The 23,738-nt window shown below is 38.1% G+C and carries 16 protein-coding genes, 3 tRNA genes and 3 pseudogenes; 11 read left to right on the top strand and 11 right to left on the bottom strand.

Going from position 1 to position 23,738, the window contains the following annotated elements:
* From Aru01_RS18360 to Aru01_RS14320, 5 genes and pseudogenes are all read left to right on the top strand, one after another.
* A pseudogene (locus Aru01_RS18360) lies at positions 1-267 on the top strand (ABC transporter substrate-binding protein); the annotation flags it as partial.
* A gap of 47 nt (positions 268-314) precedes the next feature.
* Positions 315-1,385 carry a microcin C ABC transporter permease YejB gene (locus Aru01_RS14335; RefSeq protein ID WP_016655510.1) on the top strand — a complete coding sequence of 357 codons (1,071 nt, stop codon included), beginning with the start codon at positions 315-317 and terminating at the stop codon, positions 1,383-1,385.
* The gene (locus Aru01_RS14330; RefSeq protein ID WP_016655511.1) at positions 1,385-2,398 is read left to right on the top strand and encodes an ABC transporter permease; all 1,014 of its coding nucleotides are present in this window, start codon (positions 1,385-1,387) and stop codon (positions 2,396-2,398) included. The genes Aru01_RS14335 and Aru01_RS14330 overlap by 1 nt, the downstream gene beginning before the upstream one ends.
* Positions 2,373-3,977, top strand: coding sequence for a dipeptide ABC transporter ATP-binding protein (locus tag Aru01_RS14325; RefSeq protein ID WP_016655512.1), 1,605 nt, complete (start codon positions 2,373-2,375; stop codon positions 3,975-3,977). Before Aru01_RS14330 ends, Aru01_RS14325 begins: the two co-directional genes overlap by 26 nt.
* Before the next feature lie 111 nt (positions 3,978-4,088).
* On the top strand, positions 4,089-5,333 hold the full coding sequence (locus Aru01_RS14320) for an NADH:flavin oxidoreductase/NADH oxidase family protein (protein WP_016655513.1): 1,245 nt from the start codon (positions 4,089-4,091) through the stop codon (positions 5,331-5,333).
* 129 nt (positions 5,334-5,462) lie between these two features.
* Here Aru01_RS14320 and Aru01_RS14315 read toward each other — a convergent pair whose 3' ends face one another.
* Both Aru01_RS14315 and Aru01_RS14310 read right to left on the bottom strand, forming a co-directional pair.
* Complete coding sequence (locus Aru01_RS14315; RefSeq protein WP_016655514.1) at positions 5,463-6,536, bottom strand: nitrilase-related carbon-nitrogen hydrolase; 1,074 nt, start codon at positions 6,534-6,536, stop codon at positions 5,463-5,465.
* A 425-nt stretch (positions 6,537-6,961) separates the two neighbouring features.
* Entirely contained in the window at positions 6,962-7,411 is a 450-nt protein-coding gene (locus tag Aru01_RS14310; protein WP_016655515.1) for a MarR family winged helix-turn-helix transcriptional regulator, read from the bottom strand.
* Between the two features lie 284 nt (positions 7,412-7,695).
* On the opposite strand from Aru01_RS14310, the pseudogene Aru01_RS14305 reads away from it, so the two are divergent.
* Positions 7,696-8,055 (top strand): annotated as a pseudogene (locus tag Aru01_RS14305) (spinster family MFS transporter); the annotation flags it as partial.
* A 669-nt stretch (positions 8,056-8,724) separates the two neighbouring features.
* On the opposite strand, the gene Aru01_RS14300 reads toward Aru01_RS14305, so the two are convergent.
* The 6 genes from Aru01_RS14300 to pyrC all read right to left on the bottom strand — a co-directional run bounded on the left by Aru01_RS14300 (position 8,725) and on the right by pyrC (position 13,227).
* Positions 8,725-8,800, bottom strand: a tRNA-Glu gene (locus Aru01_RS14300).
* Positions 8,801-8,831: 31 nt separating this feature from the next.
* A tRNA-Glu gene (locus Aru01_RS14295) sits at positions 8,832-8,907 on the bottom strand.
* A gap of 348 nt (positions 8,908-9,255) precedes the next feature.
* A complete protein-coding gene (locus Aru01_RS14290; protein WP_016655517.1) occupies positions 9,256-10,677 on the bottom strand; it encodes an amino acid permease in 1,422 nt (473 codons plus the stop codon).
* A gap of 96 nt (positions 10,678-10,773) precedes the next feature.
* Positions 10,774-10,849: transfer RNA gene (locus tag Aru01_RS14285), tRNA-Glu, on the bottom strand.
* A gap of 696 nt (positions 10,850-11,545) precedes the next feature.
* Positions 11,546-12,208: a ribonuclease T gene (gene rnt / locus Aru01_RS14280; RefSeq protein ID WP_040331091.1), complete on the bottom strand. Its 663-nt coding sequence runs from the start codon at positions 12,206-12,208 to the stop codon at positions 11,546-11,548.
* Positions 12,193-13,227: a dihydroorotase gene (gene pyrC / locus Aru01_RS14275; protein ID WP_040331137.1), complete on the bottom strand. Its 1,035-nt coding sequence runs from the start codon at positions 13,225-13,227 to the stop codon at positions 12,193-12,195. The genes rnt and pyrC overlap by 16 nt, the downstream gene beginning before the upstream one ends.
* 1,014 nt (positions 13,228-14,241) lie before the next feature.
* On the opposite strand from pyrC, the gene Aru01_RS14270 reads away from it, so the two are divergent.
* The 3 genes from Aru01_RS14270 to Aru01_RS14260 all read left to right on the top strand — a co-directional run bounded on the left by Aru01_RS14270 (position 14,242) and on the right by Aru01_RS14260 (position 19,526).
* On the top strand, positions 14,242-15,627 hold the full coding sequence (locus Aru01_RS14270; RefSeq protein ID WP_040331138.1) for an L-cystine transporter: 1,386 nt from the start codon (positions 14,242-14,244) through the stop codon (positions 15,625-15,627).
* A gap of 184 nt (positions 15,628-15,811) precedes the next feature.
* Positions 15,812-16,645, top strand: coding sequence for a PhzF family phenazine biosynthesis protein (locus Aru01_RS14265; RefSeq protein ID WP_016655521.1), 834 nt, complete (start codon positions 15,812-15,814; stop codon positions 16,643-16,645).
* A gap of 115 nt (positions 16,646-16,760) precedes the next feature.
* On the top strand, positions 16,761-19,526 hold the full coding sequence (locus Aru01_RS14260; protein WP_016655522.1) for a M16 family metallopeptidase: 2,766 nt from the start codon (positions 16,761-16,763) through the stop codon (positions 19,524-19,526).
* Positions 19,527-19,578: 52 nt separating this feature from the next.
* Here the strand turns inward: Aru01_RS14260 and Aru01_RS14255 are convergent, their stop codons facing one another.
* Together Aru01_RS14255 and Aru01_RS14250 are read right to left on the bottom strand one after the other, a co-directional pair.
* Positions 19,579-20,124 carry a GNAT family N-acetyltransferase gene (locus Aru01_RS14255; protein ID WP_016655523.1) on the bottom strand — a complete coding sequence of 182 codons (546 nt, stop codon included), beginning with the start codon at positions 20,122-20,124 and terminating at the stop codon, positions 19,579-19,581.
* A 108-nt stretch (positions 20,125-20,232) separates the two neighbouring features.
* The gene (locus Aru01_RS14250) at positions 20,233-20,619 is read right to left on the bottom strand and encodes a DUF3144 domain-containing protein (RefSeq protein WP_016655524.1); all 387 of its coding nucleotides are present in this window, start codon (positions 20,617-20,619) and stop codon (positions 20,233-20,235) included.
* 140 nt (positions 20,620-20,759) lie between these two features.
* Between Aru01_RS14250 and Aru01_RS14245 the strand changes: the two genes are divergently transcribed.
* Positions 20,760-21,392, top strand: coding sequence for a hypothetical protein (locus tag Aru01_RS14245; protein WP_016655525.1), 633 nt, complete (start codon positions 20,760-20,762; stop codon positions 21,390-21,392).
* A gap of 108 nt (positions 21,393-21,500) precedes the next feature.
* Here the strand turns inward: Aru01_RS14245 and Aru01_RS14240 are convergent, their stop codons facing one another.
* A complete protein-coding gene (locus tag Aru01_RS14240) occupies positions 21,501-22,988 on the bottom strand; it encodes an alanine/glycine:cation symporter family protein (RefSeq protein ID WP_016655526.1) in 1,488 nt (495 codons plus the stop codon).
* Between the two features lie 420 nt (positions 22,989-23,408).
* Here Aru01_RS14240 and Aru01_RS14235 point away from each other — a divergent pair.
* Positions 23,409-23,714: pseudogene (locus Aru01_RS14235) on the top strand (IS200/IS605 family element transposase accessory protein TnpB); the annotation flags it as partial.
* Between the last annotated feature and the right edge of the window lie 24 nt (positions 23,715-23,738).

The raw sequence follows: 23,738 nt of genomic DNA, 5'->3' as shown, positions 1-23,738 counted from the left end.
CCAGTTTTAGATGAGTTAATTGAAAAATTAGTTCAATCACCAAACCGAGAACAACAGGTTTTATATACGCGTGTAATCGATCGAGTGCTAAGAGCGGGTTATTATCAAATTATGACTTATAACAATGCGTTTAACTGGTACGCTTCTTGGGACATGTATCAGCAACCCCTACGCAGCCCACAATTATCAACAGGGATTGATTATTGGTGGGTAGATCCTGTGAAAGCCAATAAAGTCAGTCACTATTTAAATGGCAGTAACAAATAAAGGCAGTACATTTAAGATCGCCTGTAGCCTAAAAGGATAAAACAATCATGAGCAGCTATATATTTAAACGCGTGTTGCTGATGATACCGACCTTGTTTTTGATTTTAGTCATTAACTTTGTGGTGGTGCAATTGGCTCCTGGTGGGCCTGTAGAACAAGCGATTCAACGAGCTGAGCAAAGCTTTAATGCTGATGCTTATCGTGGGGCTGAGATTGTGAGCAGCAATAACAGTCAATATCGTGGTGCACGTGGTTTAAGTGATGAAATGGTTGAACAAATCAAAAAACAATATGGATTTGATCAGCCTGCATATCAACGTTTTATTTTAATGTTAAAAAACTATTTAACTTTTGATTTTGGTGAAAGTTTTTTTAAAGATAAAGCCGTAACAACACTGCTTTGGGAACGCATGCCAGTCACTGTATCACTTGGGTTATGGAGTACCTTATTAATTTATATGGTGTCTATTCCTTTGGGGATTAAAAAAGCGCGGCAGCATGGTTTGATATTTGATCGGGCGAGTTCATTGCTGTTGGCTATTGGTTATGCTATTCCAGCCTTTGTATTTGCAATTGTATTGATCATGCTTTTTGCTGGTGGTTCATATTGGCAGTTATTTCCCTTACAAGGCTTGGTGTCAGATGATTTTGCCAGTTTGAGTTTTATTGAAAAAATTCGTGATTATTTTTGGCATTTGTTTTTACCACTTTTGGCGATCGTACTGGGTGGTTTTGCTGGACTAACCTATTTAACCAAGTATGCCTTTATGGAAGAGTTAGGTAAGCAATATGTGCTTGCTGCAAGGGCAAAGGGCCTCTCAGAGTCTGGCGTACTTTATGGTCATGTCTTTCGCAATGCGATGCTCATCGTCATTGCTGGATTACCTGAGGCCCTAATTGGTATTTTCCTTATGGGTAATCTATTTATTGAGATTATTTTTAATCTTGATGGTGTCGGGTTGCTGGGTTTTGAGGCAATTCAACAACGTGATTATCCAGTGATTTTCGGCACCTTATTTATTTATACTTTATTAGGTTTGATTTTACGCCTTATAAGTGATGTGTTGTATCAATGGATTGATCCCCGTATCGATTTTTCAGCACGAGGAATGCGTTGATGTCACCGATTATGCAAGCGCGTTTACAGCGGTTTAAACAGCACCGTGTTGGTTATCTATGCTTTATTTTATTTACTATAATTTTACTGACGTGTTTATTTGCTGAATTTATTGCTAATGATAAGCCGATCATTGTGAAATACCAGCAGTCCTATTATTTTCCTATATTTAATCATTATCCAGAAACGACTTTTGGTGGTGTGTTCGAAACAGAAACTGATTATCAAGATCCAGTGGTACAGCAGCTCATTGAACAACATGGCTGGGCAATTTGGCCAGTCATTCCATTTTCAGCTCAAGCGGCCAACTATGCATTACAAGTTCCTTTTCCTTCTGCTCCAAGTAAGGATAACTGGTTAGGTACAGACGACCAAGGCCGAGATGTATTTGCACGTTTGCTTTACGGACTTCGGGTGTCATTGTTATTTGGTTTTGCTTTGACATTATGTTCTGCAATTCTGGGTGTTATTGTTGGTGCGATACAAGGCTATTATGGGGGCTGGATTGACCTACTCGGGCAACGTGTATTAGAAGTTTGGGGGGGATTACCCATGCTATTTATGGTGATGATCTTGGTCAGCATGTTTAGTCCCAGTGTGTATTGGCTTTTTTTAATTATGTTGTTTTTTGGCTGGACAAGTTTGGTGGGATTGGTACGTGCTGAGTTTTTACGGGCACGTAATTTTGATTATGTACGTGCTGCACAGGCTTTAGGTGTGCGTGAACGTGATATTATTTTTCGTCATATTTTACCCAATGCAATGAGCTCAAGCTTATCGCAGTTGCCCTTTATGTTAACTGCAAATATTACGGCACTGACGACATTGGATTTCTTGGGTTATGGTTTGCCGCCAGCGGCCGCTTCTTTAGGCGAGCTATTATTACAAGGCAAAAATAATTTAGATGCACCTTGGCTAGTACTTTCGGGTTTCTTTTGTTTGGCAATTGTATTGGCAATGCTTATTTATATAGGAGAGGCTGCACGTGATGCATTTGACCCAAGACAACAATAATCCGGTTTATTTGTCATTAAAACATGTGCAGATTCAATCAACTGAGCAGATGCTATTGCATGGTTTGAGTTTTGAGCTGCATGCAGGTGAAACACTCGCAATTGTAGGGGAGAGTGGTTCAGGAAAATCTATCAGTTGTTTGGCGCTGTTTGGGTTATTGGCAAAAAATCTTAAGGTCACAGGTCAAGTATATTTTCATCGTCAGGATAAATTGGCATTTCAAGATTTGTCTAAGCAAGGTTTAGCTATCGATCAGCAGATTCGTACCCGTAAGCTTGCCATGATTTTTCAGGAGCCGATGACTGCATTAAATCCTTTGCATCGGGTAGAAAAAATTTTAGCAGAGTCTTTGAGCCTTGTTGGGTGTGCTCAGGCTGACATTCGATCACGTAGCTTAGCTTTACTTAAAGATGTTGGTATAGAACAGGCTGAAGAGATGTTATCTCGTTTTCCGCATGAGTTGTCTGGCGGGCAGCGTCAGCGGGTCATGATTGCCGCTGCTTTGGCGCTCGAACCAGATATTCTTATTGCAGATGAACCTACAACTGCTTTAGACGTTACTTTACAGGCACAGATTTTAAATTTATTACAAAGCCTTCAACGACAACATGGCATGGCCATGATTTTGATCAGTCATGACTTGCGCTTAGTTGGACGTTATGCGAATCAAGTCGTGGTAATGAAGCAAGGTCAAGTTGTTGAACAAGGGCCTGTTAAAAATATTTTTGAGCAAGCAGCAAGTGATTATACCCGTATTTTACTTGAGCAAGACTTGGGAGCGTGTACTCCAGCACCCCAACAGACCGAAGCCTTGCTTGAACTACAACAACTTGTTGTGCAGTATCCAATTCGTACAGGAATATTAAATCGGGTCAAGACGTTCCACACAGCAGTTGAAGCATTGGATTTAATACTTGCTATAAGTCAAAGTATAGGCATCGTGGGTGAGAGTGGTTCTGGTAAAAGTTCGTTTGCGTTAGCAATCGCACGTTTAATCCAGAGCCAAGGGAAAATTGTACTGCTTGGGCAAGATCTCAATCTTTTAAACGCGGCGAAATTACGTCCACTACGTCATGATTTTCAATTGGTTTTTCAAGATCCTTTTAGCAGCCTCAATCCACGAATGAGTGTGGCCGAAATCATCGCTGAAGGTTTGCAGCAACAAAAGCTCAGTCAACAGGAGTTGCAATGTCGAATAGATGAGGCTTTGCTACACGTGGAATTGACTATAGCGTTCAAACATCGTTATCCACATGAACTATCGGGTGGACAGCGTCAACGTGTGGCTCTAGCACGGGCATTAATCGTAAAACCTAAGTTACTGATTTTAGATGAGCCAACATCAGCTTTAGACCGTACTACACAAGCCGCGATCGTTACTTTGTTAAGGCAATTACAAAAAACACAACAGATGAGTTATTTATTCATTAGTCATGATTTACATGTTGTAAAAGCCTTGTGCCATCAGGTAATGGTATTAAAGCAAGGAAAACTGGTTGAGTTTCAAAACACGATTGATTTGTTTGAGCGACCACAACAGCTTTATACGCAACAACTTATTGCAGCAAGTCAATACTAGCCCAGTCTAAAAAGTAAAATTGACAAAGTGTATTGTCAAATCTAAACTCGATATGGTTAAAACCTAAACTGTGCATTGTGACCAACTATAGATTCTAAGTGAGTAAAACTAATGAGCCAGATTGCCAGCGACTTGAGTATTAAAAATATTACATTTAAAAACCGTATCATCAAAGGAGCGATGAGTGAAGCTTTGGCGAATGATCTCGGTCAACCGAATCATTTACATCTGGGCTTATATGAAGCTTGGGCTAAGGGCGGTTTAGGTTGTGCGATTACAGGGAACGTGATGGTTGACCTGCGTGCAAAAAATGAACCTGGTGTGGTGGTTGTTGAAGATGAACGTGACTTAGCGCAGCTTAAACAGTGGGCTGAGATCGGAAAGCGCCATGGTATGGTGCAGTTGATTCAATTATCTCATCCTGGGCGTCAGTGTCCTAAGGGGCTTAATCAGGAAACAGTAGCACCATCAGCTGTACCATTTAGCTCGATGCTTGCAACGACATTTGCCACACCGCGTGAACTGACTGAAGAAGAAATTCTGGATATTATTCAGCGCTTTGCAGAATCGGCTCGAATTTGTGAAAAAGCAGGCTTTGAGGGCGTACAGTTACATGGTGCCCATGGCTATTTGATCAGTCAGTTTTTATCGCCTTTGACCAATAAGCGTCAAGATCAGTGGGGTGGTTCCATTGAAAATCGTATGCGGTTTTTAATGGAAATTTATCGTGCTGTACGTGCAGTTACTCAGCCTGAATTTATCGTTTCAGTTAAGCTTAACTCAGCTGATTTCCAGCGTGGTGGTATTACCGAGCAAGAAGTGATTGATGTTTTTAAAAGTATCGATGCCGCAGGGATTGATTTGATTGAGATTTCAGGTGGAACATATGAAGCACCGGCAATGGCAGGTGCAAAAGCCAGTCAACGTAAAGCCAGCACTATTGCGCGTGAAGCTTACTTTCTAGACTTTGCTGAAAAGATTCGTCAGCAAGTGAATTGTGCATTGATGGTTACAGGTGGCTTTCGAACTGCTGCTGGTATGAATGCTGCACTTGCAAGTGGTGCATGTGACTTTATTGGTATTGCTCGACCACTGGCTGTAGAAACCGATTTAACAGAACGCTTAATTGCTGGTCAAGATGTGCGATATGCAGTAAAACCGATTAAAACAGGTATTCCTTTTGTTGATAAAATGGCAATCATGGAAATCATTTGGTATGCATCACAGTTTAAAAACATTGCTCAAGGCAAAGGTGCAAATCCTCAGTTGTCTCCACTGAAAGTATTCTTAAAATATGCTAAAAATAATGTCATGGCGGTCATTCGCGGTCGGGTTAATTCGCGTCGCACAGCATAAATTTCAGATATTTTGTGATCAAGAAACGAGTAGTCACTCGTTCTTGATCACTGTTATTTTTTGCACTTCTTGCTTATTTCATCCTAGATTGTATTTTCTTAAAGCCATCCAAGATATAAACAAAGAAAGCTATTGATCATAATGGCTTTCTTTCCATATTCCCAAATCAATCATTTTTTGAATTTGTGGTTCAATAACTTCTGCTTTATAGGCTGCATGATTTCCCTGTGGCTGTTCTAAATATCTATTCTTTGGATAAATATTGTGTTGATAAATGAGCTGAGCAGCCTCACTACGAATATCTTTCATCCAGTTAGTGACTTGAGCATGTGTACGATGGTAGCGTAGAGCTTCTATATCAATCACACCTGTCACGTAGGTTGATCCACTGGTGTCATTTTGTTTTCCTACAATTTTACCTTTATAATCAACGATCATCGATCGACCGCCACCACAATCAATAGGTGCTTGGGTATTTTGATCAAGGTACATACCGCCGATATTTGGGGCAACAACATACATATTGTTTTCTAATGCTCTCGCACGGCTGGAAATTTCAAAGATATCATTTTGAGTAAATGCTGCAGGTAATGATGCGCGGTATACAACTTCTGCACCATTCATTGCCAAGCCTCGGCCATTTTCAGGAAAATTTCCTTCCATTGCCATCATGACACCAAGTTGTCCGATTTCTGTATCTACAACAGGCCAAAAGGACTGTAAATGAGCACCATATTTTTCAATCCACTGATCATATAAATCATGTGGTGATGCTGAGCGTTCACACGGTAAGAGGGCAGACATTTTATGATGCGTTAAAATGATTTCCCCTTGAGGATTAATAATAAAGCCAACATTAAACATGACGCCAGGCCAGTCAGGGTTTCTAGCTTTGGCCTGTGCCATCAAGAAAACTTGATGTTTTTGCGCTAATTTTGCTAAACGATCTGTTTCTGGACCAGGAATATCAATTGCACCATCTGCTAAAAAATCTTCGATTGGGGTATCTAAAGCTTCATCATTAAAGCCTTGTAAGGCACCTTCGGGTAAGACCAAAAGCTTTACAGGGATGTCTAAGGAACTTAACCAAAGTGCTCCAGCAGTCAGTTCTTCCAGATGATCGATATTGCGCATAATATCCGCACGGGATTGAATACCCCAAATCGTAGGTACCAAACCAACAACGCCATAGGGTTTAATCATGGTAGACTCCTTTTTGAATTAATCATATAAAAAACAATGATATAGATTTTGTTTTAAGTTTATTTCTGAAATTAAATTATCAGCATGCTGATAATAATGCAAATATAAAATTGAGAAATTTTTAGTAACATTTGATTTTTGTGATCGTTACAGGGGGTTATATTGAAGACATACTTATGAATCAAGGTGAACCTTTTAAAAGGGCTCAGCCAAGTTATTAGATTATTTGATAGGTACTGATCGACACTGCTCTTAAAGACAGTAGAGGCTTTTTTTTCAGGGATAGAGGTATTGTTATTTTAGTTCGTTACTCTTATTTCTAGCCCATGAAGTAGATGACAATAGACAATTGATTATTTTGAATAAGAGGTTTCGCTCAGTAAAGGATAGAAGCTTTTTTTATTTAAACGATAAAAATAATAAATTTAGAAATTAATGACATGTTGTAACCATTTTCGAATCACTTTAATTTCATTTTGCTTAAAGTCGAGTTCAAGGTTTTCCTCAAGTTGATTAATCTCTACGGTCACTTGTTCTAGGAGTGTTTCACCTTGGGATGTAATTTTTAAACATAATACTTTTTTATTTTCAGGGTGTGCATGCTTACTAATGACACCAAATTGAACCAATTTATTGATCATTAAATTTACAGTTTGTGGTGTGAGTGAAGCAAATCTTGCTATTTCTGCATTGGTATAACCTGGGTAGACCGAGATGATTTTCAATACCGTGAATTGAGGAGGAGTAATTGAAAATGGTTGTAAGGCTTTTTCCATTTTCAGCCTATAACTATGTGAAGCTATTCTTAATAAATATCCTAAATAACCATTTTCAGACTCAAACATTTCTGTTGGGTGATCAAATTTTTTTTGCATAACAATTGCTCATTATTTTTTAAATAGTATAGGATTATCAGCAGGCTGATAATATTTGTGAGGGATTAATATCTAATTCATTGTTATTAAAAGGAATAGTCAAGATAACTTTGAATAGATATTGAAAGCACAATTATATCAAATCCTTAACTACAAATCTTTTTTACTCACTTTGTCTCAAAATATCTAGGATGGATAAGCAATGATGAAGATAGTTACACAAACACCTGCGCCTATAGAAAAGAAAGCTCAAAACAAAAAATATGCGTGGTATGTGGTTTTTATTTACCCAAGTCGATCAGCTGTGGTTATCAGTGGTATTGCTTGTTCCTGCAATGTTTTTTGCTTCGTTTCCAATGCCAACATCTACTGCATCGATACTGGTGCTTACACCAAATCAATTTAGAGCCCAGATCTCATCGATATTTTTACTCATTAGTAGTTTGGTTGGGTTAGGCATAGGAACAACGCTCGTTGCATTGTTAACCGATAAAGTTTTTCAAAATCCGCTTTTAGTGGGCCACTCAATTTCGATTATTGGGGCATTCGCTACAGTCTGTACAATTGTGTTATTAAAAACTGGATGTCAGCATTTCCAAAAAAGCATGCAGGTTGAACATGCCGAGTCTCCGTTGAAGAGCTGATCAGAAATTAAGATTAGAGATCAGTGATTAAACTGCTGTGATTGCTTATTCAGCAATACTGTTTATCGCGAAAATAAAAATCTCTAGCCACTGATTTCGTTTGCTGATCATCAGTATCTTACTCAAAGATAAGGCTATGCTTTTGAGATGATGAGCAAAGGCATTGAGTCGTGCACTTTAGTTACTCTGGTGAGACAGAGCAGGTGCACGATGTTGTTAGGTAGGCAACTGATGACAGTGATTTTTGAAGGGCTATTATTGTTATGCAGCATTTAGCACTGAGTACTCATAGGCAATGTACGGGTCAGGATTTCAACTCCTTCCTGAGGTGTGTCATATATTGCCTGTAAAGCTGTTATTAGGCCCTTTGCTGGATTATCTTCTAACACCTATCCAACTTTACTTCAGGCGAGCCTAGCGCTTGTTAAGCAGGTTTATTTAAATCATCATGATCAGGCGCAGCAGCGTAATGTGAAAAAGTAGCTGAGTTTCGATAAGTATAATCTCAACTGATATAAACTGGTTTTAAACCTTTGTTTAAAAGTTAAGGGGCAAAGCGTTTGAATAGGATAAAAAATTTAAGTAATAATCAGGCATAAAAAAACCTGAGTCATAATGCTCAGGTTTTTTTTGAGTGCTCATTTACTTTGAAATGAGTGAACTCGAATATGGCGACCCTACGGGGATTCGAACCCCGGTTACCGCCGTGAAAGGGCGATGTCCTAGGCCTCTAGACGATAGGGTCTAATAAGATGAGGCAAGTTACTTCTGAAAATTGGCGACCCTACGGGGATTCGAACCCCGGTTACCGCCGTGAAAGGGCGATGTCCTAGGCCTCTAGACGATAGGGTCGTTTCAGAGGTGGGCGTATAATAGGGTGGATTTTAGAGAGTGTCAAACGCTTTTCTTAAATTAAATTCATTTTTTTGATTGAGTGGATAAAATAGCAACAAAATAATCATTTTACTTGTATTTTCGTATGAAAAAACATCGTTTTTCTCTGTTTTTAATGAAAGAGATAGAGAGCTTATCTTGATGTATCTTATTTTTATCTTGTTGAATATTTGCTTAATTAATAAGCTCTTGGTGTTGTGAGGGATTAAATACTGATCAAATGAGAAATGTGAAAATAACTGATTGTCAGCCGAGATAAAAAAGAGCGATAGGTTCGCTCTTTTTTGGCTTTTACAATCGTGATGCTTAGTGTTGCTTTCGATAAAACAGGAAGTAACTTAAGTAGCATCCAGCAATAAAGAGTAAGCACCCAATGAAGCCAGCACGCATATCAGGATCTAGTGCCATACTTACTGCAGTGATCGTACAAAAGATAAAGCCAAGGATCGGCACGATAGGGTACAAGGGGGCGGCATAACCTAAATCATTTTTATGATGGCCTTGTTGATACCATTGGCGACGGAAATTAAATTGTGAAAGACAAATACTCATCCATACAATCACCATCGTAAATGCAGCAATACCTAATAGATTTTTAAAGATAGTTTCAGGTGCAAACTGTTCAGAGAGTAAGCCAGGTAGCGCACCAAACATTGTGACGATTAAGGCCACTATAGGTGTACCAGATGCGCTGAGTTTCGAAAAGACTGCTGGGAGTTGTTTAGCGACCGAAAGTGAATACATCATACGTGAAGCTGCATATAGCCCCGAATTTGCCGCAGATAGTAATGCAGTAATAATCACAAAACGAATAATGTCTTCAGCATAAGGAATACCAATATAAGAAAACACGGTCACAAATGGACTATTACTGACAGTATGCTCAGTAGTTAAACCGGCCATTTCATACGGTAGAAGCGCACAAACAACGATAATGGTTCCGACAAAGAAGATAAGTAACCGCCAGATTGCTGCATTAATTGCCTTGGGTACATTCTTTGCTGGGTCTTGCGTTTCACCTGCTGCAACACCGATTAACTCTGTACCAGAGAAAGCAAAGTTGACAATCAGCATCGTGGATAAAATTGGCAGAGCACCGTTGGGGAACCAACCATGCGAGGTTAGATTGCTAAATAGTGGTGCTGTTTCTGCACCTTGAAAAGGAATCAGACCGAATATAGCGAGTAAACCCAATAAGATAAATGCGAGTACAGTGATAACCTTAACTAAGGAAAGCCAAAATTCAGACTCAGCAAACATACGTGTTGAGCTGATATTGAGGATAAAAACGATACCTGCAAATATAATGGTCCATAACCAGACTGATACTTGAGGAAACCACTCTTGCATGAGCAAGGCTGCTGCTGTGAATTCAGTACCTAGGGTTGCCGTCCACGTCAGCCAGTAAACCCAAGTGATCATGTAACCAGTACCCGGACCGATAAATTTATTGGCATAACTACCAAATGAACCAGCGACAGGCATATGGACAGCGAGTTCACCTAAACAGAGCATCACCATGTAGGCGATAAGGCCACCCAAGACATAAGCTAAAATTGCGCCTATAGGCCCTGTTTGAGAGATGACTTCACCTGAGCCTAAAAATAATCCCGTGCCGATTGCACCGCCTAAAGACAACATCACTAGATGACGAGTCGTCATGGCGCGTTTTAAATTTGACGGCTGTGCAGAGGAGGGTGAGGCTTGTTGATAATCTGGTTCTGACATAGTCTAATTGGATTTACATGTGCAAGAAGGCTTATTTTAGTCAAAACTTAATAATGTGCAACTAGAGAGGAAGTTGGTAAAGCGAGAGAAAAAATATGGCGACCCTACGGGGATTCGAACCCCGGTTACCGCCGTGAAAGGGCGATGTCCTAGGCCTCTAGACGATAGGGTCGTTTAGAAGTGCGGCCATGATATGAAGATTTTAAAAGTTTGTCAAAGATAATTATTGTGATTTGCACAATAATTGATTGATTGGTGAATTAAATGTTCAAAATATAACAGATCAGTATGAAATATAAGTTAACAATGGAGAGATTGTCTAAAACAACAAAATATAAAAAATACTGTTGAGAATATTTATGAGTAAAAAATCATCATATTGCGGTGTTTAATTCAGCACTGAAGCCTAAAATATTCGAGTGTGTTTGATCATTTTTTGAGACTTCATGGGCTTTATTTGAGAAGAAGTGGTTAATATAAGAACGATAAATAGATTTTTGTCAAAACAAGTGTAATTAAACGTAGTCGAAAAGTGGTGATATTCTGCAAACACTGGTGATAATTTCAGTTATTTTTACGTGAAAAGTAATTTATTTTTTAATAGGAGAAAGTCGATAATTTGAAATGAGTGCATCCGAAAAAATGACTGTTGCAGATTTAAACAAGTGAGTCGTTTTGAAAAAATATTTCAGACCAGTTGGGGGTGAGGCGACATGTGCAGCAAAAATCTGAACATATAAATCCGATAATCGGTTGAAGAATATTGTTAAGCGGTTGTTTGGTGATAGGTCTGTGTGGTAAACGAATTTAACGATGATAAGAATTATGCAAAAAGCCAAGTCTTAGCACAATCAAGATGATGGTTCCCTTAAGTGGGATCCACCATCATATTGTTAAGCAACTGCGGTTCTAGTTTGTTTAGAATCAAACAAAAAAGTTCAGCTGTTTTTTGCGTATCATACAAAGCTGAATGTGCTTCTTTACCATCAAACTCAATGCCTGCTTGTATACAAGACTTAGCCAAAACAGTTTGTCCAAACATCACAGCACTCAAGGTAACTGTATCAAACACTGAAAAGCTGTGGAATGGACTTTGATTTTTGGTTGAAGTACGTAAAATCGCTGCTTTTAAAAAGGCCAAGTCAAAATGCGCATTATGTCCAACAAGGACCGCATGCGTACAATTTTGTTGTTTGCGTATTTCATTAATAGATTTAAAAATGCGTTTTAGCGCAGTTTTTTCATCTTCTGCCATGGCAACACGCAGTGGGTTGAATGGATCAACCCCAATAAAATCAAGTGAACGACGGTCTAAGTTTGCACCTTCAAATGGATTGATATGGGCATGAAATGCCGGCCCAGGTACAAACTGTTGCTCAGCATCGTAAATAATCGGAATACAGGCGATTTCTAGTAAAGCATCTGTATCTGCATTAAAGCCTGCTGTTTCAACATCTACGACTACAGGGAGAAACCCTCGGAAACGTTGATCAATCACAGGCATATTTTCAGCTGTCACACTTTTCTCCATGAAAGGGTTTGGCCCGCATGTAAGGGAATAATTTTTTGATCTTCTAGATAATCAAGAGATTCAACAATGGTTTGTGGTTGTTTAACCAAGGTAATTTGTTTTGTATTACGAGGTAAACCATAGAAGTCTGCACCAAAATGGCTAGCAAAACCTTCTAAACGATCAATTTTACCGACTTGATCGAATGCTTGTGCATAAAGTTCAATTGCATTTGGAGCACTATAACAGCCAGCACAACCACATGCATTTTCTTTGGCATTTTGTGCGTGTGGCGCACTATCTGTACCTAAGAAAAATTTAGGATTACCGCTAGTTGCAACTTCAAGTAGCGTCTGTTGATGATTTAAACGTTTCAAAATTGGTAAGCAATAGAAATGTGGTTTAACACCACCAACCAATAGGTCATTACGGTTAAATAATAAATGTTGAGGCGTGATGGTTGCAGCAACATGACGATCATGTTCTAAAACAAAATGAGCAGCTTCACTGGTGGTAATATGTTCAAGTACTAAGCGTAATTGTGGGAATTGCTTGAGTAATGGAGCTAATACTTCATCTAAAAAGCGTTTTTCGCGGTCAAAAATATCTACATGCTGATGAGTAACTTCACCATGCAAAAGTAAAGGGACTTGATGTTTTTCGAGCTGCTCAATAACAGCATAGACTTTGCGAATATCACTCACACCATTTGCAGAGTTCGTTGTCGCACCTGCTGGATATAGTTTAATCGCATCAACAAATTCAGAATCTTTTATTTTACTTATTTCTTGAGGTGAGGTTTGATCAGTAAAATAAAGGACCATACGTGGGTCAAAATCAAGGCCTTCTGGTACGTGTGCTAAAATTCGTTGACGGTAAGCGAGAGCTTCCTCAACTGTTTTCACTGGTGGAACCAAATTGGGCATACAAATCGCACGGGCAAATTGTTTGGCTAAATCTGGTACGGTACGCTGTAACGCAAGACCATCACGTAAGTGTGCGTGCCAATCATCTGGCTGAATTAAGCTAATGGTATCCAAGGTAATTGATTCAAATAAAAAATAATATTGATAATAATCGATTAAGGCAAAAAATGATAATGCCGAACGGCACAATCAAAAAGATTTCAACAAAAAATATTCAGTAAACTGCCAATAGATCAATGTAGTGTGAATATTTTGATTTAAAATCTGTGCGAAATTTCAATATGATGCAGATTGAACATACATTAAAGCATGCTTTCTCGCTCTTTTTAGAGGGCGTGAGTAAGTCCTACATGAATCAGATTCAGTCACTTTTTTTAGTGCTGGCATTGTTTGCTGTTTAATCGATTAATTTACAACATCGAAATTTGCCTCACTAAAACGAATAAAGTGGCTTGCTGTAGTTCATTGCTAAAAGTTGAATAAGGCGAAAGTCAAAGCAAAACAATATAAAGCCATTTAAAATTCAGAGGCACACAATAACCTTATTTAAAGGTACAAATCGGCCCGATTAGGAAAAGTTGTATTTACTGTACATGCTTCTAATATCAGTCAAGCGCTTCATACAATTACATTCAACCCGACAATTGCAAAAGCCAAGCAAGATTTAAATTTAACAGTTGTGGATAGTTGGTCATGCAGATCAAGCTGCTTCAAAAGGGATAAAGAGCATTACAGTACGATCGATTTTAGACAGTGTAAGACTATTTGATGGCGATGATTGATCACGATCTAGTGGGCATGGAATTAAAAATAAGAGACATCAGAGTGTCTAAGCTTTTTCTCGCAGTAGCAACAATGCGTCAAAAAGAAGTTTGCAATTTAAGTTGCAGCACTTGAAATTGATGGCTTAAGTGTCGGGTAGTTCATAACTTACCCAGTTATATTGCGATTAATTATTCATAATTATTAGATACTCATCACAAATTGATATATAAGATTCATCTTTTTGAATTTTATATATTTTTTTAAAGTAAAAAACATAAGTAAAAATGCTCAAGTTCAGCAGGCCTGCTGTCATGCGCTTTCGTCATGTCTTATAATCCTTATATCAAAACTCGTGGAATTTTAATGGATATTAGCCTAATTTTGAATATAGCCGTATTCATCTTACTTATATTACTGCTATTACAAATGCGCAAAACTCAGTGGAGTTTAGCGAAGAAAGTTTTTTCAGGTTTATGTGTAGGTGTGTTATTCGGTTTAGGCTTGCACTGGATTTACGGGCCAGAATCTGTGGTCTTACAACAGTCCATTCAATGGTTTAATATCGTGGGTAGTGGCTATGTGAAGCTATTACAAATGGTCGTAATGCCACTGGTATTTGTTTCAATTTTAAGTGCAGTGATTAAGCTTCATAATGCATCTTCCCTCGGCAAAATCAGTATATATAGCATTGGAACTTTATTATTAACCACTGCAATTGCCGCTTTAGTTGGTGTTGGGGTGACTAATTTATTTGGTTTAAGTGCAGAAGGTCTAGTCCAAGGTAGCCAAGAAAGCTCTCGTTTGGATCAGATTCATAGTGATTATATTGGTAAAGTTTCAGATCTTAGTGTACCTGATTTTATTTTATCTTTTATTCCACAAAATCCTTTTGCTGAATTAACTGGTGCGCATGCCAACTCAATTATCAGTGTAGTGATTTTTACTGTGTTTTTAGGCATTGCTGGATTAAAGTTGATTCAAGCTGACGCAGCTAAAGGCCAACATATTATTACAGGTGTAAATACTTTACAGTCTTGGGTAATGCATTTAGTTCGTCTAGTGATGGCTCTAACTCCCTACGGTGTTTTTGCTTTAATCACCAAAGTGGTCGCTAGCTCTAAGCTGATTGATATGATTAATCTTGGTGGATTCCTTGTCGCTTCTTATTTAGGACTTGGCATTATGTTCGTCGTGCATGCTGTAATACTCGGCTTCAGTGGCGTTAATCCAATACGGTTTTTCAAAAAAGCGATTCCTGTATTAACCTTTGCTTTTACAAGTCGTTCGAGTGCGGCAAGTATCCCGTTAAGTATTGAAACTCAAACGCAGCGTTTGGGTATTCCTGAGTCTATAGCCAGTTTTGCAGCATCATTTGGTACCACGATTGGACAAAATGGTTGTGCAGGATTATATCCTGCAATGTTAGCTGTAATGGTTGCACCGACAGTCGGAATTAACCCACTTGACCCTGTGTGGATTGCAACTTTGGTGTGTGTGGTGACGTTAAGTTCAATCGGTGTGGCTGGAGTTGGTGGTGGTGCAACTTTTGCTGCATTAATTGTCTTACCTATGATGGGTTTACCAGTAACGCTTGTTGCTTTACTTATCTCGATTGAACCATTGATCGATATGGGGCGTACTGCGTTAAATGTCAGCGGTTCAATGACAGCGGGCATGGTGACCAGTCAGTGGATGAAGCAAACTGATACTGAAGTATTAAATGCAGAACAAGAGAAAGTCTTGATTTAATCGCGTTAGTGTTAGTTTAAATTATATTGTTTGGCCAAGATTAAATTAAAAGTTTAATCTTGGCTTTTTTAATGTTTAATGCTTTTGGATGCTGTCTCATTTTTTTCTTTCATCTGTCACTATTTTTTCGGTTTTGAAAGGATAACAATAGTGTGATCTGAAGTTGAATAAGGTAGTCCCCTCCATGAAGATGTATCAAGTCGATGCATTTAGCCAAAATCTATTCAAAGGCAACCCAGCAGCAGTATTGGTACTGACCGAATGGTTAAGTGATGAATTAATGCAGCAGATTGCGTTAGAAAACAATTTGGCAGAAATAGCTTTCGTAAAAATTATTGATGACGTCAACTATGAGATACGCTGGTTTAGTCCAAAGGTTGAGATTGAATTTTGTGGACATGCCACTCTGGCGAGTGCATATGTTTTATTTAAAGATTATTGCTCAGCGTCCAAGATTTATTTTCATGTGAAAAAAATGGGGATATTTATAGTTGATCAAGCTATAGATGGCAAAATTCATATGAATTTTCCTATCCGACGAGCCGAAAAGTTACATGAAGTTCCTGAACTGATTTATCAAGCTATTGATCGCCCTGTAGTTGATGTTTATATCAATGCTCAGGCATATATTTTAGTTTGTGCATCGGAACAAGATGTGCGTGAGGCTACGCCAAATTTAGATGTGATTTGTCAGATTGGTGCCGATAAAAAACTACGAACTGCTATCACTTCTGCTGCAGATAGCCACGATATCGCGATTACAGCATCGGCTGATGATTATGACTATGTAGCACGTTATTTTGCTCCGAATGTCGGTATTAATGAAGACCCTGTAACGGGTTCTTTGCATACAGGCTTAGCGCCATTTTGGGCTGAGCGATTAAATAAAACCGAGTTGATTGCTTACCAAGCTTCTGGACGTGGCGGTACTTTATATTGTATTTTAAAGGGCGATGAGCGTATTGAAATATCAGGCTATGCAAAACTGTTTATGATTGCTGACTTATTTTTAGATTAGGCGATTTGTTATAAAATTTAGTATTTATTGTTTAGTTTTCAAAAAGCTACTATTCATTTTAATTACGCTTACCTAAGATAGCTGCATATTTTTGAATATTACAATGAAGGCTTTTATGTTAACTCGGTTAAAACAACTGACATTATCAATTTGTATTGTTGGATTTAGTGCAACATCTTGGGCACAAGCGGTGCTGGTAAAGTCTGAGCACCAAATTGAGGAATATAAACTTGATAATGGTTTAAGGGTTGTTTTAGCGCCAAACGATAAAGAAAATAAAGTTTTTATGAACACTGTTTACCTCACTGGGTCATTAAATGACCCTAAGGGTAAAGGTGGCTTGGCTCATTTACTTGAGCATTTGGCATTTAAAGGCACTGAAAATATTAAAGAAGAAGAGTTTCAGCGTCGCTTAAATCAATATACTTTAATGACAAATGCCAGTACCGACTATTATTCTACAAAGTACAGCAATATTATTCGTCCAGACCAACAAGCAATAGATCAGATCCTTGAGCTTGAAGCTGAACGTATGGATAAATTGGTTTTACAAGAAAAATATGTACCTGCTGAAATTGCAATCGTAATGCGCGAACGTGAAATTCGTATGGATCAACCATTTTCTGTTTTATTAGATCAGATGTGGAAAGCCGCTTATGGTAATCAGTCTTTAGGACGTTTACCCATTGGTGATTTAAATGAATTACAGTCTATTAAAATGGCTGAACTGAATAAATTTTATCGTCAGTGGTATGCGCCGAATAATGCGACTATCGTAATTAGTGGTAAGTTTGATCGCGATGCTGTTTTAAAAACAATTGATCAAAAATTTAGTCCAATCGCCTCACGCACACTCCCAGCACAGGCTAAAGTTCCCGCTTTAGATCCAACAAAAATTCAACCACGTGAATTTCTTGTACAAAAAGGCAGTGATCTAGCCAAGTTTAATGTTTATATGAATGGTAAAAATGACCAGATAAAAACTGCATTATCTTTAGCACCATTTTTATATACCTTACAGCCAAGCGGTCATTTATATTCAAGCATGGTTGAAACAGGAACGAGTACTATGGTGCAATCAAGCACTTGGTTGGATCGTGATTTTAATGTGGTGTTTATGGGGGCAATTTATGCACCTAATCATGATGAGAAAAAAGTTGCTGCCGGTTTAATTAGTGGTGTTGAACACAATAAAGAATTTAACGATGTTGAGTTGAAACGCGTTAAAACTTTAATTCAAAATCAATCGGATAATATTCGTAATAATGCTGTAGCTATGGGTGGGCGACTCAGTGATTATGTCGTATCTAGTCAAGGTGCTTGGGACCAATATTTTAAAGACTTAGAACAAGTTCAAGCTTTGAAAGTCAAAGATGTCAATCAAGTTTTAAAACAGTTTCTTGTGCCAGAGCATCGTATCAGTGGAAATGTAAAACCAACTCCTGAAGATCAGAAAAAGGCACTTGAACAGCAGCAACAGGGGCAAGTGACTAAGACGCTCGATCAGAATCAAGAAAAACCTGAACCATTTAAAGATATTAAAGTCTATCAGCAAGAAGTAGCAGATCGTGTCAAGGCTTCTCATCAACAACTTGAACAGATTGAGCCTAAAATCCAGCATGGTCAGCTGAAGAATGGTATGCAATATGCATTTTATCCAAGTGCGACACCTGATGATAAGACCTACGCGACCATTCAGGTCGGTTTTGGTAAAGATACCTCTTTGATGAATCAAGCAGAGATTATAGAACTGACAGCATATTTATTATTACGTGCATCAGATCGTTATAGTCTACAAGATATTGCTGATAAATCTTTAGAGGCGGGTGGTATTGCTGTTGCTCAGGCTGTTGACAATGGGATGGTGATCCAAATCAATGCAAAGAAAGAAAAATTTGATGAATTTTTTGATTACATCGTTCAAGTGATGAAGAATCCAAAATTTGAACAAAGCCAATTTGATTTGATCAAGCAACAAAGTTTATCCCTGTTGGATCGACCATATACTGAACCTGAAACAGTTGCTGCTTTAACCATGGCTCGTCTACTTGAACGCTATCAACCAGGTGATTTACGTTACCATTTTGAACCTGAGTTTGCTAAGAAACAAATGCAGGCAGCAAGTAACGACCAAGTTAAGTCATTGTATAAAAACTTCTTTACGATGGAGCATGCTCAAATTGCGGTAACAGGCCAATTTGATACAGCAAAAATGCAGAAAACATTACAGAAATCATTTGCTAACTGGCGTTCAAAGCAAGAATATCAACGTATAAGTGCACCTTTTGTACCTTACAGTGCGCAAAAGGTACATGCATTAGCAGAGCAACGAGAATTCGGTAACTATCAAGCATTGCTGACCTTACCTGTGAAGTATGATGATCCAGATGCGGCAGCACTTTATGTATTTAGTTATATTTTAGGTAATTCACAGTTGTCTTCACGTTTAGCGATGGAACTGCGTGAGAAAAATGCTTTAGTTTATGGTTTTGGTAGTGATCTTGATCTTGATCAATTTGAAAAATCTGGGGCATTATCTATCCAAGCGAATTACAGTGCAGGTAAGTCAGCACAAGTTTCGACTTCTGTACATAAAGTGTTAAAGCAGTTGATCGATCAAGGTATTACCACGCAAGAATTAGAAGCAGCGAAAGCTGATATGATGAAAAAACGTGTAACAGCCTTAGAAGATGCACGCAGTATTCATGGCATGATCAGCGCTCAGTTAAAGACCAATACTCAGATGAAAATGCGTCAACAACGCGATCAGGAAATTGCTCAGTTAACCAAGGCTGATGTGGATGCTGTGATTAAAAAGTATATTCAGCTTGATCGTTTAGTCGAGACGATGGCTGATCAATATGGTCAGGCACAGAAATAAAAATACGTTGATATTATCCATAACTCGTCTATTACGGTTATGGATAATATAATCAGAGATTAAGTGTTTTTATCATGATATACAGTTGATGAAGTTGACGAGTATATTGATACGTTCCGTTCGAAATGACCTGCATACCATTTTTCAAATAATATTTCTTTGCAGCGTGATTATCTTGTAATACCTCAAGCCAAAAACATTTGTGGTTTTGCTGTTGTAAGAGATTTTCAACAAATTGAAAGATTTCTTGTCCTAAACCTTGTCCTGTAAACTGAGGAAGCAAATAGATTTTATTCACACACACACCGCGTGATAAAGCTTGAACGGGTGATTTTGATTGATTGTCCAGAGGAATAATTTGATCAAAATTGAGTTTAATAAAGCCGATCGCTTGTTGTTGACGAATCATCCACCACTGTGTATTTACGTCAGTTAAGCTCTGTAAAATATTATCTCGATGATATTCTTGCTCAATATAATCTTGTAATTCATCGCGATAATGCCAGATGTCTTGAAAATGATGGAAGTAGCTGATAGATCCAATCTCAGCAATTTTGTCAGCATCTTCAGCAGTGGCACGATGAAATGAAAGTGTCATGTAATATCCTTATTTACACTTTGGTCGATTTTTAAAAATGATTGATTAGCTTACTGGTTTAGGTAAGAGGGTAGCGCCGCAATGCCAGTGCAGCGCCCAAATCATAAATTAATGGTCATGTTTATGTACATGGAATTCTTCGTTTTTACGGAAGCGAAGATAGTTGTCAAATTGCTCGCAATATTCGTCAAAATTATCTTCAAGCATCATTTGGAACTGCTGCAAGATATAACTCATAATTTGCTCTTTGGCATCACTCATTTCTTTGCCATCTTTAAAGTTATTCGCTGCAACCCAAGTGTTAAAGCGCGCAGTGGCAAAAAGCATAGCAGCACTAACTTGGCCACGAATTTCAGCAGGATTATCGACTTTTTTACCAAGCTCTGGACTACAAAATTGGTTGGCTTTTTGAATAAACTCATCAGCACGCTCAAAAAAAATCGCATTCAATGCGTCTTCTTCGGTGATATCAGTTGCATCAATTTTTTGAGACATGGTGTATTCCACAAATTTAATATAGCGTCATTATAAGCAAAGCCTTGCTCAAACTAAACCATTGTCTTATTCTAAAATAGCCTAAGTACTTATCCCGCTGTGGCATATACTGGGTTTCTAGCCAATGTTTGAGGTGCATGATGCCAGACGCAATTGCAGTACAAAGTTTAAAAAGCGATATTAATTTGCTTCGGCAAAATATTTGGCCGCCAGCAGATTTAGCACAGGTAGAAGGATTGCCAATTTATTATGCAAATGCTTCAGCAGTACAGGCTTATTATTCACAGTGGCAGGGCTTAATTGAGCGAGCTCAGGATTTATACCAGCCTTTTATGGATGACGATGTTGTAGATGCAGTACATTTACCAAGCCATTTAAATCTACCATTGTTTTATTTTTCTGTAGATCGTATTCGTATTAATAAAACGCAGGCTAAAGAGTCTAAAACCTTTCGCGGTGTAGCCAGCTTAATTGATAAGTGCGGACAGTTTGAACCTGAGCAAGTCGTGAAAATGCAGCATTGGTTAGATCATGATGATACTGCAGTATTAGTTGCACATCGTGAGTTTATTGATCTACGTACTTATGTATTTCAACATGGGCAAAGTGATTATACTCGGACTCGTTTTTATGTGAATGGTATTGTACTTAGTACTGTTGACGATTTTGTTTTGGTTGATGCAAGAGATAAGCCCCGTAAGCAGCGCAGCGATAGCTATAAAGATCCTTTAGCGGATAATCAAACATGGAAAATTTATGCTAAAAATCGATAAGTTTGTCATACTACATTTTTGTATTTTAAATTGAATTTATTGAATGATGGCACTGTCTGATAAGAAAAAAGCTTGGATGAATCCAAGCTTTTTTATACCGCTTTAAAGTTATTTTTTATCGTCAGACCAGATATCGCCACTGACTCTTTTCTTTAATTCAGGATACTGGTCGATTTTGAATTCTGGTTCTTTAATACCGCGTTTAAGCTGGCTGGTATAGTCTTTGAGTAATGTACGTGCTAACGGGGTTAATAGCAGAATTGCAGTTAAGTTAATAACAGCCATAATACCCATAAACATATCGGCCATATTCCATACCAAAGGTACACTACTAATTGCACCGAAGTAGACCATGATCAATACACAGATCCGGAAGAAAAACATGAGTCTTGGGTTGTTATTAATGAACTGTACATTACTTTCAGCATAAGCATAGTTACCTAAGACAGCCGAATAACAGAACAAGAATAATAAGATAGCAAGCAAATCACCGCCCCACATACCAATTTGACTCTCAAGTGCACGTTGCGTAAGTTCAACACCAATAAATCCAGCTTCGTGATAAACACCTGAAACCAAAATAATCATTGCTGTACTTGTACATACGACAAAGGTGTCAACAAATACACCAAGCATTTGAACTAAACCTTGGTTAACAGGGTGTTTGACATCAGATGCCGCAGCGGCATTTGGGGCAGACCCCATACCTGCTTCATTGGAGAATAATCCACGCTTGATCCCTTGTAATAAAGTGATCGAAATCATACTCCCGAAGAAGCCACCAGCAGCAGCTTTAAACTCAAATGCTGAAGTGAAAATCAGTTTGATAATGTCAGGGATCATTGCGTAGTTTGTTAAAATAATATATAGCGCAATGAGTAAATAAAGCCCTGCTTTAAGAGGAACAAACATTTCAGCAAATTTAGCAATACGTTTGATTCCACCGAAAATTGCAATTGCAACCAGTACAACAAGTACGAGTCCAACCCAAGAGATGACGAAATCTATACCACCTAGGGGCAGAATAATATTGGATTTATCCCATCCCCATGAGTGACTTGAAGCACTAACGATTGCGTTAATTTGTACTGAGTTAAAAACGAAACCATATGTGAAAATTAGAGATAAGGCGAAGATAATACCAAAGCTTTTATTCTTTAAGCCTTGGGTAATATAGTACGCAGGACCACCACGAAACTGTTTAGTATTACTATCACGAACTTTAAATAACTGTGCCAACGTTGATTCGATAAATGCAGAACTCATCCCGAGTAATGCAGTAACCCACATCCAAAACACTGCACCTGGACCACCAATTGCGATGGCAATAGCGACCCCTGCAATATTACCTACACCAACTCGGCTGGCTAAACCCGTTACAAATGCTTGGAAAGGGGTCAGGCCATGATCATTTGTTTTATTACGGCTATTCTTCATAATTTTAAAACTATGGAAAAATAGTCGTATTTGTACGGCCTTGGTTGAGATTGTATAAAAAGTGCCTACAGCCAGTAGAAAAATAACGAGTAAATCCCAGAGGGGCTGATTGACACGATCAATCATCGATAAAAATATGGTGTTGATTGATTCATTCATGCTACGAATATATCCATGTTTAAGTGCTTAGAGATGCAAGATCAATCGGAAACACTTCATGATTGAAATAGGTAAAATACAAAAGCGGAATGACTAAAGTCGCGCATTATAAAGTAAAGAAAAACTGAATGGTATATTCGATAAGTACAGTTTTTGAGCATTTTTATACATGTAAAGCTTGGTTTGAGGTAGATAAAATAAACAATTGTTAAATTTTTTTCTTATTAATGAGTGTTTTAATTATTCTTTTTGGTTGAGGGTTTATTTGCGCTTTTTTTAAACAAATTAAAACTAAAAATATTAAAAATAAGATTTTTTTTTAAATTTGAGAGGAAATTTATGACCCTTCAAGGCCAAAATTACAAATAACTAAAATATTTAAGAGGTGTTTGTTGTTGCTCAATCTATTGGTATTGATCTGGGCTGAAAGGCGTGGTGACTTGTTCAGATGGAACAGTGGTATCTAACCCTAAGTTCTATCGAAAATACAAACAGAAACTCGGGATTGCTCAACGAGTCAGTAATAAAAAGCATGTACATGCATTACACGTCAAGATTGCAAACTGTCGTAAAGACCACTTGCATAAGGCAAGTACCAAGTTTGTTAACAATAATGCACTGATTGTCGTTGGTCATTTAAATGCTAAAAAACTGGTACAAACTAAAATGGCTAAGTCTGTTTTGGATGTTGGTTTTTCGGCGTTAAAAACAATGCTCAAGTATAAATGAGAAAACGTAGGGGTATGGTTT

Source organism: Acinetobacter rudis (assembly GCF_000829675.1).
GTDB lineage: Bacteria > Pseudomonadota > Gammaproteobacteria > Pseudomonadales > Moraxellaceae > Acinetobacter > Acinetobacter rudis.
This window is presented reverse-complemented; position numbering and strand designations above follow the sequence as displayed.